The sequence below is a fragment of the Bacillota bacterium genome, assembly GCA_040757205.1.
Classification (GTDB): Bacteria; Bacillota; Desulfotomaculia; order Desulfotomaculales; family Desulforudaceae; genus Desulforudis.
The window spans coordinates 206,512-221,758 of record JBFLXL010000001.1; the positions used below are offsets into that span (position 1 = coordinate 206,512).

13 protein-coding genes are annotated in these 15,247 nt (G+C 64.2%); 11 read left to right on the plus strand and 2 right to left on the minus strand.

Going from position 1 to position 15,247, the window contains the following annotated elements:
- Positions 1 to 25: 25 nt before the first annotated feature.
- Entirely contained in the window at positions 26 to 1,129 is a 1,104-nt protein-coding gene (locus AB1402_01000) for an HD domain-containing phosphohydrolase (GenBank protein MEW6540177.1), read from the plus strand.
- A gap of 64 nt (positions 1,130 to 1,193) precedes the next feature.
- Here the strand turns inward: AB1402_01000 and AB1402_01005 are convergent, their stop codons facing one another.
- Positions 1,194 to 1,529 carry a DUF3307 domain-containing protein gene (locus AB1402_01005; GenBank protein MEW6540178.1) on the minus strand — a complete coding sequence of 112 codons (336 nt, stop codon included), beginning with the start codon at positions 1,527 to 1,529 and terminating at the stop codon, positions 1,194 to 1,196.
- 305 nt (positions 1,530 to 1,834) lie between these two features.
- Between AB1402_01005 and AB1402_01010 the strand changes: the two genes are divergently transcribed.
- The 3 genes from AB1402_01010 (at position 1,835) to AB1402_01020 (ending at position 6,888) form a co-directional block, all read left to right on the plus strand.
- Positions 1,835 to 3,517 carry an S-layer homology domain-containing protein gene (locus AB1402_01010; protein MEW6540179.1) on the plus strand — a complete coding sequence of 561 codons (1,683 nt, stop codon included), beginning with the start codon at positions 1,835 to 1,837 and terminating at the stop codon, positions 3,515 to 3,517.
- Between the two features lie 244 nt (positions 3,518 to 3,761).
- Entirely contained in the window at positions 3,762 to 5,594 is a 1,833-nt protein-coding gene (locus AB1402_01015; GenBank protein MEW6540180.1) for an adenylate/guanylate cyclase domain-containing protein, read from the plus strand.
- A gap of 247 nt (positions 5,595 to 5,841) precedes the next feature.
- The gene (locus AB1402_01020) at positions 5,842 to 6,888 is read left to right on the plus strand and encodes a stalk domain-containing protein (protein MEW6540181.1); all 1,047 of its coding nucleotides are present in this window, start codon (positions 5,842 to 5,844) and stop codon (positions 6,886 to 6,888) included.
- 291 nt (positions 6,889 to 7,179) lie between these two features.
- Here the strand turns inward: AB1402_01020 and sigK are convergent, their stop codons facing one another.
- The gene (sigK, locus tag AB1402_01025) at positions 7,180 to 7,887 is read right to left on the minus strand and encodes an RNA polymerase sporulation sigma factor SigK (GenBank protein MEW6540182.1); all 708 of its coding nucleotides are present in this window, start codon (positions 7,885 to 7,887) and stop codon (positions 7,180 to 7,182) included.
- 179 nt (positions 7,888 to 8,066) lie between these two features.
- On the opposite strand from sigK, the gene mobAB reads away from it, so the two are divergent.
- The 7 genes from mobAB to AB1402_01060 are packed head-to-tail and all read left to right on the plus strand — an operon-like array spanning position 8,067 to position 15,206.
- The gene (gene mobAB, locus AB1402_01030) at positions 8,067 to 9,191 is read left to right on the plus strand and encodes a bifunctional molybdenum cofactor guanylyltransferase MobA/molybdopterin-guanine dinucleotide biosynthesis adaptor protein MobB (GenBank protein ID MEW6540183.1); all 1,125 of its coding nucleotides are present in this window, start codon (positions 8,067 to 8,069) and stop codon (positions 9,189 to 9,191) included.
- Positions 9,188 to 9,727 (plus strand): YqeG family HAD IIIA-type phosphatase, encoded by a 540-nt coding sequence (locus AB1402_01035; protein MEW6540184.1) that lies wholly within the window; start codon positions 9,188 to 9,190, stop codon positions 9,725 to 9,727. Before mobAB ends, AB1402_01035 begins: the two co-directional genes overlap by 4 nt.
- Positions 9,714 to 10,658, plus strand: coding sequence for a shikimate dehydrogenase (aroE, locus tag AB1402_01040; protein MEW6540185.1), 945 nt, complete (start codon positions 9,714 to 9,716; stop codon positions 10,656 to 10,658). The genes AB1402_01035 and aroE overlap by 14 nt, the downstream gene beginning before the upstream one ends.
- Positions 10,659 to 10,683: 25 nt before the next feature.
- Positions 10,684 to 11,856 carry a chorismate synthase gene (gene aroC, locus AB1402_01045; protein ID MEW6540186.1) on the plus strand — a complete coding sequence of 391 codons (1,173 nt, stop codon included), beginning with the start codon at positions 10,684 to 10,686 and terminating at the stop codon, positions 11,854 to 11,856.
- A 53-nt stretch (positions 11,857 to 11,909) separates the two neighbouring features.
- The gene (locus AB1402_01050) at positions 11,910 to 12,479 is read left to right on the plus strand and encodes a shikimate kinase (GenBank protein MEW6540187.1); all 570 of its coding nucleotides are present in this window, start codon (positions 11,910 to 11,912) and stop codon (positions 12,477 to 12,479) included.
- Positions 12,418 to 13,518, plus strand: coding sequence for a 3-dehydroquinate synthase (gene aroB / locus AB1402_01055; protein ID MEW6540188.1), 1,101 nt, complete (start codon positions 12,418 to 12,420; stop codon positions 13,516 to 13,518). The genes AB1402_01050 and aroB overlap by 62 nt, the downstream gene beginning before the upstream one ends.
- Complete coding sequence (locus AB1402_01060; protein ID MEW6540189.1) at positions 13,515 to 15,206, plus strand: ATPase, T2SS/T4P/T4SS family; 1,692 nt, start codon at positions 13,515 to 13,517, stop codon at positions 15,204 to 15,206. The genes aroB and AB1402_01060 overlap by 4 nt, the downstream gene beginning before the upstream one ends.
- Positions 15,207 to 15,247 lie beyond the last annotated feature (41 nt).

The following is a 15,247-nucleotide window of genomic DNA, read 5'->3' on the forward strand; positions in this document are numbered from 1 at the left end:
AACAAATGGAGAGGCTGGGGCGTTAATGGACAGGCGAGTTCAAATCCCGGAACAACACTGGCGGGTAATCCTGGAAACGAGCCTTTTGCTTAATTCCCAACTGGAACTGGACAGGCTGCTGGACCTGGTGCTGGAGAAAGCCATTGAAGTGGTGGAGGCGGAGGCCGGCACCCTCTGGCTGGTGGAGGATGATGGTTTTCTGGTGCCGGTGGTGGCGCGGGGGCCCAAGGCCGACGCCCTCAAGGGGCTCCGCCTGGAGCCCGGGGAGGGAATGGCCGGGCAGGTGGTGGCCGATAACAAGCCGCGGCTGGTGGAGGACGTGCGCCGGGATCCGGCCTGGGCCAAGAGGTTCGACCAGGCCACCGGATTTGCCACCGTGTCCCTGCTGTGCATCCCCCTGCGCGCGCGCCGGGAAGTGATCGGTTGTCTGCAACTGGTCAACAAGCGGGGCCAACGGCAGTTTAGTCCGTACGACCAGGAGATTGCCATGGCCTTTGCCGGGCAGGCCGCCATTGCTCTCGAGAACAGCCGCCTGTACACTTGGCAGAACCAGTTGCTGAACAGTCTGATCAGAGTTCTGGCGTCCGCTTTGGACGCCCGCGATCAGTATACCCGCGGCCATTCGGAGCGGGTCAGCCGGTACTCAGTGCTGGCCGCCCGGGAGATGGGACTGAATGCGGCGGATCTGGAGATGCTGGAGCGGGTGGCGCTCCTGCACGACGTCGGGAAGATCGGTATCCGGGACGCCGTACTTCTGCAGGAGGGGCCCCTGGACCAGGAGAAGTGGCAGATTATGAAGAGCCACACCGAAATCGGGGCCCGCATCCTGGCCGGCGTAAAGCCCGCGCACCTGGCCGGGAAGATGTACGAGGGGGCGCTGTGCCACCAGGAGCGGCATGACGGAGGCGGTTACCCCCGGGGACTGAAGGGCGGGGAAATCCCTTTGTTCGCCCGGCTCATCGCCGCCGCGGACGCTTTCGACGCCATTACCACCGACCGCCCCTACCGCAAGGGCGCGAGCTTTTCAAAGGCCCTGGAGGAGATCGACCGCTGTGCCGGCGCCCAGTTTGACCCGGAGGTGGCGCAAGCGTTTGTCCGGGCGATCAAGAAGGAGTATGGGCTGGAATAGTGCGGCCCGGCGACCGCCGCTGCGGACAACAGGCCGGGTTGATGCCGAAAACCAAACCGGACTGCTAAAGCAAGGTCGCCACGGCCAGGATGACGATATGCCAGGACTGATCGATCATGGTTTTCAGCCACTGGCTGTCCGGTGTTCCGGTAATGCTTTTTGCCCATAGATCCGTCAGGTTGCGTCGATCCAGCAGGATGTGGCTGAAAAACACCAGGCCGACGGCGACCGGAGAGAGCCCGCCCGCGGGGAGCGCCAACAGTGCGACCACGGCCGTGTAGACGAAACAGTGGGCCAGCAGCGGGGGCCACTCCCGGGCTTTTTTCTCGGCCATCCAGCGGGTTTGCAGGAGAAAGTCTCCCACCAGGTGCCCGACCAGTAGCCATCCAAACAAGTTCATCACTATGTTCTCCCTATTTTACTCTTGAACAACCATACCGCGTGCGGTACCACATACGATGAAAATTGCCCGACAACGAGACTTTGTATTTTTCGGGGAAGCGTCTAAGCGTCTATATATTTTTCCATAGAAAAACAAGCATGTCCTGCTGTGTGGGGCGCCGGAAAACCTTTCCCAAAAAAAACTTGAAGAACTTGCAGGAATCTTTAGCATTAGGACTAAATCAACCACTTAGCATAATATCCTAACCAACCAATTTTGTTTATATATAATCTAAGCTAATAAGGTCCGGACTTTCGGGAGGAGTGATCGTCGTGCATTCCTTGAAAAGATTGTTGGGATTTTTGTTTGTTCTACTAATGGCGCTGCTGTTTTCATTTGCTACGGCTTACGCTGCGGTACCGGCCCAACAAGTCTCACCCTTTGCCGACGTGGATCCCGCCGAGCCCAACCTGCCATTCGTTAACTACCTGGTAAGCAAGCAGATCGTCGCCGGCTTCCCGGACGGCGCTTTCCGGCCGGCGGAACCCCTGACCCGCGCCCAGGCCACTGCGCTGATGGTCCGGGCGGCCGGGCTGGAAGCCGGGGATATCGCCACCACTACCTTCCGTGACGTTGCGCCGGGCCACTGGGCCTTTCAGGTCATCGGCGCCGCCGAACGGGCCGGCTACCTGAGGGGCTTTCCCGACGGCACTTTCCGGCCCAACGAAGCCCTGACCCGGGCCCAAGCCGCCGCCCTGGTGATGCGGCTGGCCGGTGTCGGCGTGCCGGAAACGCCCCTGCCCGTGCCGGCCGACCTTCCGCCCGGCCATTGGGGGGCCAATGCCATCGCTGCCGGGCTTGACGCCGGCCTGGTCACCCGGCTTGACACCGACCGCTTTGCGCCCAACGAACCCGTTACCCGCCTGGAGATGGCCCGCGCCCTGGCCCTGGGCGTCACCCTGAGCCCGGACACCCGCGAGGTGCCCCTTACCGGGCGGCTGGTGCCCAAGAAAGGCACCGTCGAACTGAAGAGGGCCGGAGAGACTGATTACCGGGTGATTGACAGGGAAGAGGCGGTCGGCAAGGGTGACTGGATTCGGACCGGAACCGGCAGCCGAGCGGAAATCCTGTTCGACGACGGCAGCGGCTTGCTTTTGCAGGATGGCGTCCGCCTCGGGATTAGCGGGGCGCGGGGTCTAACCTACGTACAGCGCAGCGGCTTGCCGGGCGTGGCCGTGGACCGGCTGGAAGTGGACCTCGAGAGCGGGAAGATCTTCAGCTACCTGTCCGAAAGCTACGGCTACCGGGTTGCTCCGCCGGCTAACCCGGTCACCATCCAGACCGGCGACCAGAGACCCGTCCAGCCGGTCCTGCTCTCCCAAACGCCCACCCGGCCTGCAGGCGTACCCTGGTGGAAAGAGCCGACGCAGAAACGCGTGCGGGTTCAGGTGAACATGCCGTTCGGCGTGGCCGGTGTCCGCGGGAGCACGGTGGCCTTCGCCGTCCTGCCCGACGGCCGCGGGGAGATCACCAACCTGACCGGCGACGTGGTGGCGATGTCCGGCGCCCTCGTCGTCGACATCCCGCCGAACTTCGCTACGGCGATCGCCTCCCTCGGCGTGGTGGAAATGCCCGAAGAAATGACCATGCAACAGTTGGCGGCTTTTATTGAACTAGAAGTCCGGGAGTTTCTGGAGCGCCAGGCCACGGTGGCCGAAGAGAACCGGGCCGCCGCGCCTGGCGTGCCGCCGTCTCCGGAAGAAAAGATCTTGCTGGATGAAATCGATGAAATCGAAGAAAAGACCTTGCTGGATGAAATCGATGAAATCGAAGAAAAGACCTTGCTGGATGAAATCCGCGACGTGCTCAAGACGGCGGCGACGACGGTGGAAGCCGGCAGACCCTCTCCGCCGCCTGATGCCGGAGGGGATGCCAGAGGGGACGCCGGAGGGGATGCCGGATGGGGCGCGACACCGCCAGGCAACGGCTACCACGAGCATTTTTGATCCCCTTAGCAAGATTTCGTCTTCATCCCGGACCGGCTGAGGAACGGCGCCGGGCACCCAGATCGTGATTCATTACCTGTTAACGCGGCTGGTGTAAGGGACTCCTCCGGGATGCCGGGGGAGTTCTTTTGTGCCTCTTCAGGATTCATGGCAAAAAGGGTGCAGGCCGGGCAGGAGAATAGGGCTGTGTTGGTTAACTCAACTTCAACATCGAGTTGCCGGGTGCGGGTGGGAGCGTGATGCGGTGGCGTCCAGGTTGAAGTTCCTCGCCGTTCCCCTGGTGATTTTGCTGCTTGCCGTGACGCTCACGCTGGCGGGGGCCTGGGAGCGGTTTGAGCACATGATTTACGACGGCTGGTTCAACCTGCGGGGGGTGCAGGAGCCCAGCGGTCAGGTGGTGATCGTCGGCATCGACGACGAATCCATCTATGAGTTGGGCTACCCGATTCCTCGGGATCTGCACGCCGGTCTTCTGGCCAATCTGCGCCACGCCGCGGTCGTGTCCTTCGACTTTCTGTCCGACTACCCCACCGGCGCGGAGGTCGACGCCGCCTTCGGCGGGGCCATCGCCGAACACGGGCGGGTGGTGCTGGTCTGCGCCAGCTTGGGGGTGCGCCGGGATGAGGACGGCGAGTACTACCAGGACCTGCGCTTTCCGATCCCCGAACTGATCGAGGGCGCGGCGGGGATCGGATTCATCAATATGCCCACCGATTTTGACAACGTGGTGCGCCGGGTGTTGGTGGTCAACCCGCTGGGTGACGGTATGTACCTGCCCGGGTTTCACCTGGCCACGCTGATGGCCGCCCGGGGACTCAACCCCGCCGATGTGCGCCTGGACAACGTCAACCGGCGGGTGCTGGTGGGAGAGGACATCGCCGTCCCCATCGACCGCCACGTGAACGTATTGACCAACTTCTGGGGCCCCGGGGGCACTTTCGAGACAATCAGTTACGTCGGGGTGCTGGACGGCCGGGTGCCGGCCGCGTTCTTCGACGGCAAAATCGTGTTGGTCGGACCCACCACCCCGCTGGCCCAGGACATCTACAACACGCCGTTTACCAGGAGCAACATCGTGCAACGGGGCGCGCTGCCCGCACCAGGGGTGGAATTGCACGCCGGAGCAATTGAGACGTACCTGACGGAGTCGTACTTTCACCGGGCCGGGCCGGCGGTGAACCTCTCCGTGCTGGTCATCCTGGGGCTGGCCGTCGCGTTCACCACCCGCCGCCTGAACGCGGTGGCCGGGACGGCCTGTCTTTTGCTGCTGGTCGCCGGAAGCACCGCCACGGTCTACCATATCTGGCTTCAGGCGCATTACTGGCTGAACCTGGCCGGCCCCGCGATCCTGATGGTGCTGATGTTCACCGGGGTGACCACCGAGAACTTCCTGCGGGCCGAGTTGGAGAAACGCCGCACCCGGGCCGTTTTCGGGCGCTACGTTTCCCCGGCGGTCATGGAGGAGATCTTGCAAAACCAGGAGTTGATGGAACTGGGCGGCAAGCGGCGCGCGGTGAGTATTCTTTTTTCCGACATCCGGGGTTTCACCACTTACAGCGACACGCACCCGGCGGAGGAGGTCGTCGCGAAGCTCAATGAGTACCTGACCCGGATGACGGCGGCCATCTTCCGGCAGGGCGGCACCCTGGACAAATACCTCGGGGACGGGATCATGGCCGTGTTTGGCGCGCCTGTGCCCTACGAGGACCACGCCGACCGGGCGGTGAAAGCGGCGCACGAAATGATGGAGGAACTCGAGAAGCTGAACGCTGTCTGGGAGGCCCGCGGGGAGGAGCGGTTCAAGATCGGGATCGGCATCAGCGCGGGCGAAGTGATCGTCGGCAACGTGGGCAGCCCGGAACGGATGGACTACACGGTGATCGGCGGAGACGTCAACCTTGCGGCGCGATTGGAGAACTTGACCAAGGAACTTGGCACGCCGATGATTGTCAGCGTGCGGGTCTACGAACAACTGCGGGATGAGGGTCTGCGCGGGCAGTTTGCTGAAATCGGGCGGGTGGCGGTGCGCGGCATCGCCGAACCGGTGGCCGTGTACGCCCTGATGAAGCCTGCTTAGATCGGGGCGGACGGTCCGGCGGCAGGGCTTATTCCCCTGTGCGGCACCGCGGGAGCTACAAAGGACTGGCGCACGCCTTCAAAAACGTAAGTATATCAATGCTTGCGAGGATCGGAGCCGGAAAACTCATCGTGCAGTTTTTGTCAAGAAATTGCAGAGCACAAGAGTTGGTGAGTATTTTTCGTGCGTCAGTCCTGGAAGGTACAGGGCGGATTTGACACTGAACAGATGGCGAGCGTTGGTCTTGGTGTCGGCGCTGGCGGTCCTGGCGGTACTGTGCCCGGCCGCGCCGGCCGAGGCGGCGGCCCCGCCGGCGGTGACCGTGATGGTGGGGCAGACGGCACTGCGGCCCGACCCTCCGGCGCGGATGGTAGACGGCCGGGTGCTGGTGCCCTTGCGCGCGCTGGGCGAGGCGTTGGGGGCGGAGGTGCATTGGGAAAGGTGTTTCAGCGGAAATGAACCGGGTTGGTGCGCCCGGGTGGAGAAGGGCCGGCAGACGGTGTACCTTTACCCGGAACGGCGCGCCGCTTTTGTTGAGGACCGGCTGTGGGCCGGGGACATTCAGGAGTTTGCGTTTGAATTGGAGGCCCCCGCCATAATCAACCAGGGGTGCATGTTCGTGCCCCTGCGGTTTGTAGCGGGCCTTTTCGGTCAGGAGCTGTCCTGGGAGGCGGAGTCCCGAACGGTTACGCTGGCGGGGATCGGCCGCGGCCGGGAAACCGGCCGGGAGGCGGTTGACCGGTGGCTCGGCGCGGTGGTCACCGTGAAGGCGGGGAACACCGAGGCGACCGGTTTTGTGGTGTCCGGAGGAGTCCACAGGCAATTCCAGGTCATTACGTGCGCCCACGTGGTGTGGAACGCCCGGGACATCACGGTCACCACCGCGGACGGGCGGGTGTACGGAGCTGAACTCAGGGTGGACTACACCCGACAACAGGACAAAGTCGACTTGGCCCGACTGCTGGTCAATTCCGGCACGGACGCCATCCACGGCATCCCCAGAATACTCATTGACCATTCGGACCCGGTCGAACTCGGCGGACGGGTCTACGCGGCTTTCGGTCCCGCCGCCGGGACCGCGGGTGCAGTGGGTGCGGGCGTGGTCAGCGGCATACACCAGGCAAAGCTTGACGGCAGTTCCTTCCAAGTGTTTGAGATTACGGTGGCTGCTCAGCCCGGGGCCAGCGGTTCGCCGGTGTTCAACGAAGCCGGCCGCGTGATCGGTGTCCTTTTTGCCGGTGTACTTGAAGGCGGGGCGGCGCACAGCTTTGCAATTCCCAGCTTCTACCTGTAATGTGCTTGGTGCTGACGCCGGCCCAGATTATCCCTGTGTTGAAGGAAGATATTGTCCGCCGGGCCGGTACGAGTTTTGACCAATACCCTTTCGGTTCCTAAGTGGACGCACTGAGGACAAGCTTTTCGGGCAGTCCGATTACCTGGAATTGGTAAGCGGGGGCACATTGTTGATTAAGGGCACATATGTTCAACCCTGATACGCTGACTGTTGAGTTTCGGGGTCTTGCCAGTGGCGGTGGTGTTGCCGCTGAGCTTTGGTGCGGTGCTGCGGAAGGACCACCTCGGTCTTTTAGCGCACGGGATCGGGCGTTAGTTCCTTGACCAGCTTGTTGAGCGCCCGTTTTTCAATGCGGGATACGTAACTCCGGGAAATGCCCAAATCCCGGGCGATTTCCTGCTGGGTCTGCCGGGTGCCGTCCACGAAGCCGAAGCGCAGGGCCAGCACCTTTTTCTCCCGCCGCGACAGTTTTTGCATCTTGTCCAGCAGGCGGCGCTGTTCGAAGTGGGTCTCCACTTTATCTTCCACCACCTCTGGATTGGTGCCCAGGATGTCGATCAGGGTGATTTCGTTTCCTTCCTTGTCGACCCCGATGGGGTCCTGCAGGGAGACTTCGGAACGGGTTTTCTTCGCGGTGCGCAGGTGCATGAGGATTTCGTTTTCGATGCAGCGGGCGGCGTAGGTGGCCAGGCGCGCGCCCTTGTGCGGGTCAAAGGTGTTGATGGCCTTGATGAGGCCGATGGTGCCGATGGAAATGAGGTCTTCCGTGTCCTCCCCGGTGCGGTCGTATTTTTTCATAATATGGGCCACCAGACGCAGGTTGCGCTCGGTCAGGATGTTCCGGGCGTAGTCGTCACCGGCCAGCATACGCCGGACGTATTCCTTTTCTTCCTCGCGGGAAAGGGGTTGGGGAAAGGAATTGTTGGTGATGTAGGAGAGCAGCAGCAGGACACCGTTGATCAACGACACTACGCCGACGGTGAGGACGGCGGGCAGCATGGCGACACCTCCAAGAAAAAGATGCATGTAAATGATATGCGGTTGGGCGCCGGTTCGTGACCGTTTTGTCGGCAAAAACCTACACCGTGGCCACGCCGGGTACTGGTTTTTGCAGGAGGACCGGTTGGAAACGGCGAAGAATTAAGAACAAACCTGAGGCTCCGGGGAGGAACGGTGATTTGAACCGCGGCCGATATTCCGCGGCCGTGCTGGCCGGGGGCAAGAACTCACGGATAAGCGCGCCCAAAGCCTTTCTGGACGTGGGCGGCAAGCCGATCATCCAGCGGGTGCTGGATGAACTGAAGCCCCATTTCGGCGAGATAATGATCATCGCCAATGAGGACGCCGGCTATGCCGGCCTGGGGGTGCCCGTGTACCCGGACCTCATCCCGGGGCGGGGTCCGCTGAGCGGCATTCACGCGGCGCTCGTCCATGCGGCCCACCCCTGCACTTTTGTGGTGGCATGTGATATGCCGTTTGTCGACGGCCGTCTGGCCCTGGTGGTGGCCGAGGCGGCCGAGGGCTGGGATTGTGCGGTGCCCAAGGCCGGAAAGCACCCGGAACCACTGTTTGCGGCCTACACGAAGGGCTGCCTGCCGACGGTGGGCGAGTGCCTGGCGCAAAACCGCCTGAAGGTGATGGATTTATTGTCCCGGCTGCGGGTAAATTACGTCGAAGAAGACTTGGTGGCCTTGACGGGGCCGGGGGATATCTTCTTTAATGTGAATAACCCGCAGGACCTGAGTCAGGCGCGCTCACTCGCCCAACCGGGCGGTTCCCGGCCGGAAACCGGAGTCTCGGGGCGGCCGCCTCTTTTTTGTGTGGTCGGCACCTCAAATTCCGGCAAGACCCTGCTGGTGACCCGGCTGGTGCGGGAGTTCCGGGAGCGGGGTTTCCGGGTGGGTACGGTGAAGCACTGCCCGCACGGCGCCGACATGGACGTGTCCGGGAAGGATTCGTGGCAGCATTCGCGGGCCGGGGCCGAACTGGCGATGGTGACCACGCCCGGCCGCTTGGCCCTGTTCCGGGAATTGCCGGCCGAGTTGTCCCTGGAGGAGGTCGCGGCGCACTTCCGGGGCCTGGACCTGCTCATCGTGGAAGGTTACAAGCATCTGGACCATCCCAAGGTGCTGGTCCGGTCCGACCGGAATTGGCCGGGCAACCCGCAGGGGTTGTTCGCGCTCGTTGGTCCGGGCCTGCCGGAATTCGACCTGCCGGTTTACGATCCGGAGGATGTCGGCGGCTTGGCTGGCGCGGTGCTGAACCGCTTGGGTTTAGTCCGGCCGCCGGTTGGAGGTAAGTGAGCTTGCTCCGTCTCTTGTTTCCGGACCTTTATGTGCCGACCATTTTTGACGTCGACCCCGAATACCTCCGCCGCCGGGGGATTCGGGGGCTGATTTTCGACCTGGACAACACCATCCTGGAGCGCGGGGGAAAAGCCCTGCCCCAGGAGGTGCTGGACTGGTTTGAGGTGCTCAAAGCGCAGGGCTTCAAGATTGCGATCGTGTCCAACAGCCGCTCCCGCAAGGCCGAGGGGATGGCGGCGTCCCACGGGATTCCGGCCGTCTTTCGGGCGGTGAAGCCGCGGCGCCGGCCGTTTTTGAAAGCGATCGGTCTGATGGGGCTCACCCGCCGGGAGACGGCGGTGGTGGGCGACCAGATATTCACGGATGTGGTGGGCGGTAACCGCCTGGGGCTTTTCACCATTCTGATCAATCCGTTGCCGGGCAAAGAGTTTGTCGGCACCACCCTTTTCAGCCGCCAGTTGGAGAAGCTGTTGCTGCCCCGCATCTGGAACCGCCACGGTTTCAGCAAAAGGCCGCGCCATGGTCGACGCTAGCATGGACAATACGATGGAGGTAGAGGCCCGGGCGGTGGAAGTTTCAGCAGGAGGCCGCGCCATGGTCGACGCCGGCACCCGGATGGTGGTCCTGCTGGGTCATCCGGTGCACCACAGCTATTCGCCCGCGATGCAGAACGCCGCCTTCCGGGCGGCGGGCCTGAACCTGGTCTATTTGGCCGCCGCGGTGCCGCCCGAGCGGCTGGTGGCGGCGGTGGCGGCGGTGGCGGCCCTGGACATGCCAGGGGCGAACGTGACTGTGCCGCACAAGGAACGGGTGACCTCCTTTCTGGACGAGGTCGTCCCGGAGGCCCGCCTGCTCGGGGCCGTGAACACCATCGTGCACCGCGACGGCCGCCTGGTCGGCCACAACACCGACGGGACCGGTTTTCTGCGTGCGCTCCGGGAGGCCGGGTACGACGCCCGGGGAGAGGCGGCCGTGGTCCTGGGCGCGGGAGGGGCGGCGCGCGCCGTGGCGCTCAGCCTGGCCATGGAGGGCGCCAAAGAGGTCGTTGTTTTCAACCGGAGTGCGGACCGTGCGCAACAACTTGCCGCGCTGGTGCGGGAGCGGGGTGGCGAGCGGGCGGAGGCCTTGAGCTGGGAGGCGCTGGAGAAGCAAAGCCGCGAAGCGCGGTCGGCCTTTGCGCGGGCGGGGCTGGTCGTGCAGACCACCTCCCTGGGGATGTCCCCGCGCCCGGAGGACGGTCCGCCCGTCCCGCCGGAATGGATGTCCGCCAATCATCTGGCGTACGACCTGGTGTACAACCCGTCCGAGACCGCCTTTTTGAGGATGGCGCGTCAAGCCGGGGCCCGGACCGCCGGCGGGGCCGGAATGCTCCTTCACCAGGGTGCCGCGGCCTTCGAGCTCTGGACCGGCCGGGAAGCGCCGATCGGGGTAATGAAACAGGCCCTGGAGGCCTGTCTTGGGTAATTATAGAAAGCGGGGTGTTTCTCCCTTGCTGCGTTATCTTACGGCCGGGGAGTCGCACGGGCCGGCTCTGACCGCTATTGTGGAGGGACTGCCGGCCGGACTCGCCGTGGAGGCCGGCTATTTGGACCGGCAACTGGTCCGCCGCCAAGGAGGTTACGGCCGGGGTAAGCGGATGACGATCGAACAGGACCGGGTGCGGATTCTGTCCGGCGTCCGGGGCGGGCTCACTCTGGGGAGTCCGGTCTGCCTGCAGATCGAAAACCGCGACTGGGCGAACTGGGCCGAGACCATGGCGCCCGGCCCGGAGGCGGACACCGGCGACCGGGTGGTGACCCGCCCCCGGCCGGGGCACGCCGACCTGGCGGGGGCGCTTAAATACGGGCACCAAGACGTGCGCAACGTGCTGGAGCGGGCCAGCGCGCGCGAAACGGCGGCGCGGGTGGCCGCCGGCGGCCTCGCCCGGCGCCTGCTGGAGGAGTTGGGGGTCGAAATCCTGGGCCTGGTGGTGCGGATCGGCCGGGTGCAGGCCCATATTCCGGACGTGCCGCTGGACGCCCTGCGGGCCCGGATCGCCGAGTCCAGGGTGATGTGCCCGGACCCCTACGCGGGCTTAAGTATGGTGGAGGAGATCGACCGGGCGCGGGACGACGGGGACTCACTGGGCGGCGTGTTCGAACTGCACGCTCTTGGGGTGCCGCCGGGTCTCGGGTCGTACGTCCAGTGGGACCGGCGCCTGGACGGGCGGCTGGCCGGGGCGCTGATGAGCATCCAGGCCGTGAAGGGCGTGGAGATCGGCGCCGGGTTTGAAGGCGCGGCCCGGCGGGGTTCAGAGGTGCAGGACGAGATCTTCCACGACGGCGGGAAGGGGTTTTACCGCGCCACCAACCGGGCCGGCGGCATTGAGGGCGGGGTCACCAACGGGGAGCCGGTGGTGGTGCGGGTGGCGATGAAGCCGATCCCCACCCTGCGCCGGCCGCTGAAGAGCGTGGACCTGGTTTCTCTGGCGCCTTCCGAGGCAGCCTTTGAACGTTCCGACATCTGTGCGGTGCCCGCCGCCTGTGTCATCGGGGAGGCGGTGCTGGCCTTCGAACTGGCGCGCGCCTGCCTGGAGAAGTTCGGGGGAGACAGTATGACCGAACTCCTGGACAACCACCGCCGCTACCTGGAAAGTATCCGCCCAACCCCGGCGGGGGGATGACGGTCCCCGAAAAAACCCGCTTATAAATTCATTTATCGGGGGAGGTTGGCCGCTTGCGCAACGTGGTCCTGATCGGTTTCATGGGCACCGGCAAGAGCGCGGTGGGCCGGCGCCTGGCCCGGATTCTGCACCGGCCCTTTCTGGATACCGACGCCGAAATCGAACGGCTGATCGGCAAGCCCGTACGCCGGATCTTCATCGAAGACGGGGAAACCAGGTTTCGTTCGGAAGAGGCGCTCCTTTGCCGGAAGCTGGCCGTGCCCCGGGGGCTGGTCGTGGCCACCGGAGGCGGCATCGTGCTGAACCCGGAGAACGTGGCCGATTTACGGAAAGGCGGCGTACTCATCGGCCTTTCGGCCGACCCCGAAGTGATTTACCAGCGGGTCAGGCGCAAACAAAGCCGTCCGCTGCTGCGGGGCGACGTCCAGGCCCGCGTCCGGGAACTCCTGGAGGCACGGGCGCACGCTTACGGTGCGGCGGAATTCACGGTGGACACAGGCAAGCACAGCCTGCCGAAAACGGTGGGCCTGATTATGGGCTTTTTGAAGGAGCGGGGGTACCTTGAGGCGGGAAGTGACGGTCAATCTGGGGGAGTCCCGGAGTTACCCGATATTCCTCGGTGAAGGGCTTTTACCCGGCCTGGGCGGCGAAATCCGAAAGCGGATCACCGGCGGGCGGGTGCTGGTGGTGACCAATCCCACGGTCTGGAACCTGTGGGGGCGCGAGGTCCGCTTTAGCCTCGCCGAGGCGGGACTGGCGGTGCACCTGGCGGAGATTCCGGACGGGGAGGAGCACAAGACGCTCGAGACCGCGGCCCGTTTGTACGACCGGGCGTTTGAGGCCGGGCTCGACCGGAGCTCCGCCGTGGTCGCCCTGGGGGGCGGCGTGGTCGGAGATATCGGCGGTTTCGTGGCGGCGACTTACATGCGCGGGGTGGCTTTCGTCCAGGTGCCGACCACGCTGCTGGCCCAGGTGGACAGCAGCGTGGGCGGCAAGGTGGCCGTGAATCACCCCCGCGGAAAGAACATTATCGGGGCTTTCTACCAGCCGGTGCTGGTGCTGGCCGACGTGGGCACCCTGCGCACTCTCCCCTCGCGGGAGTTGCGGGCCGGGATCGCGGAAGTGATCAAGTACGGGGTGATCAGTGACGCCGGTTTTTTCGGCTGGCTCGAGGACAACCTGGAACGGCTCCTGGAAGGGGAGACCCAAGCACTGACGTATGCGGTGGAGATGTCCTGCCGGATCAAGGCCCGGGTGGTCGAGGCCGACGAGACCGAGCAGGGCCGGCGCCGGGCCTTGAACTACGGCCATACTTTCGGGCACGCCCTGGAGGCCTTAAGCGGTTACCGGGCCTACGTGCACGGAGAGGCGGTAGCCGTGGGCATGGTGGCCGCCGCAAAGCTCTCGGTGTTCCTTGGACTGTTGGACCAGGCGTCGTACGGGCGCATCGAACGGCTCGTCCGCCGGGCCGGGCTGCCGGCGGACATTCCGGAGAGCCTGTCTTTCGAAGCAGTATGGGACTCCATGCAGCGTGACAAGAAGACGCGGGACGGGCGGGTAGTGTTCGTGCTGCCCGAGTCGATCGGCCGCGTGGGGTTTTATGCGGACCTGCCGCACACCCTGCTGCGGCGCGTGTTGTCCCGTGAGGGGGATAGCCCGTGAGGACGGAGGCCGGCCGGAGACTCCTCGGGGAAATCTTGCTTGAGAAGCGGGTGATCACTGCCCAAGCCCTGGAGGAAGCCCTGGATATTCAAAGGACCACCGGGGAGCGCCTGGGCCGGGTGCTGGTGCACCTGGGCTACGTTAGTGAGCATGCCCTGGTCGAGGCGCTCGCCGGTCAGTTGGCCATACCGCACGTTTATCTTGACGGCCTGCCGATTGACCCGGAGCTCGTCCGGAGTGTGCCGGAAAAGCTCATCCGCCGTCACAAAGCGGTGGCGCTGCACCGGGACGGCAATCGGCTGCGGGTGGCGATGTCGGACCCCGTGAACGTGACCGCCGTTGACGACCTGCGCTTGGTTTCGGGGTGTGAGATTGATCCGGTGCTGGCGCCGGAATCCGAGTTGGATTTGGTCATTAGAAAGTATGTGGGGTTCCCCGAACTGGAGGAATCCGTCGGGGCGCAGGTCGACGTCGAGGTGGTGCGCTCCGAAGTGGTGAGCCTCAATCCGGGGGAACCGATGGATGACGAAGCGCCGGTCGTCCGGGTGGTCAATTCGGTCATTATGCAGGCGATACGTGATGCGGCCAGCGACCTGCACGTGGAGCACCTTGAAGAACAGGTCCGCGTACGGTACCGGGTCGACGGCCTGCTGCGCGACCTTACCGTTTTGCCGCCGAAGTTCCGTCACCCGTTGGTTTCACGGCTGAAGATAATGGCGCGGCTCGACATCGCCGAGAAACGCGTGCCGCAGGACGGCCGCTTTCAAGTCCGGTACCGCGGCCGGGAAATAGACTTCCGGGTGTCCACAATGCCGACCGTGTTCGGCGAAAAGGTGGTCATCCGGGTTTTGGACAAGGCCGGGATGATCACGTCGGTGGATGAGCTGGGCTTTTCCGCCGTTAATCGCCTGCGCCTGGACCGGATACTCCGCCACCCGTACGGGATGGTGCTGATCACCGGCCCCACCGGGAGCGGGAAGACCACCACGTTGTACGCCATCCTGAATGAAATGAACTCCCCATCGCTGAACGTAATCACGATCGAGGACCCGGTGGAGTACATTCTGCCGGGGGTCAACCAGATCCCCATCAACCCCCGGGCCGGGCTGACTTTTGCGCGCGGGCTGCGGTCCATTCTGCGCCAGGATCCCGACATCGTTATGGTGGGCGAAATCAGAGACGCGGAAACGGCACAAATCGCGGTACGCGCGGCCACCACCGGACATCTCGTGCTTTCCACCCTGCATACCAAGACGGCCGTCGGCTCTTTGTCCCGGCTGGTGGACATCGGCATTGAGCCCTTTCTGGTCGCCTCCAGCGTGATGGGCGTGGTGGCGCAACGCCTGGCAAGGGTAATCTGCCCCCGCTGCCGCGAGAGCTACCGCGCGGCCCCGGACGTACTGGAGAGCTTTAAGGGACACACTGCCGAAGAATTTGTAACCCTGCAACGGGGGAGCGGCTGCACCCATTGCAGCCGGACGGGGTACCGCGGCCGAACCGCCATCGGCGAGGTGTTGCCCATGTCGGCCGTCCTCCGGCAGATGGTGTGTGAGCGTGCCGGCGAGGAGGACCTCGAAAGCCAGGCCGTCCGGGAGGGGTTAATTCTAATGAAGGATGACGGCCTGGAAAAAGTGCGCCGCGGAATCACCACCGTAAGCGAAATTGTGCGGGTAGCCTACGCCGATTAGGCGCGGGGGAGCACCAGCACAGCATCGACACCCAGGCCCTG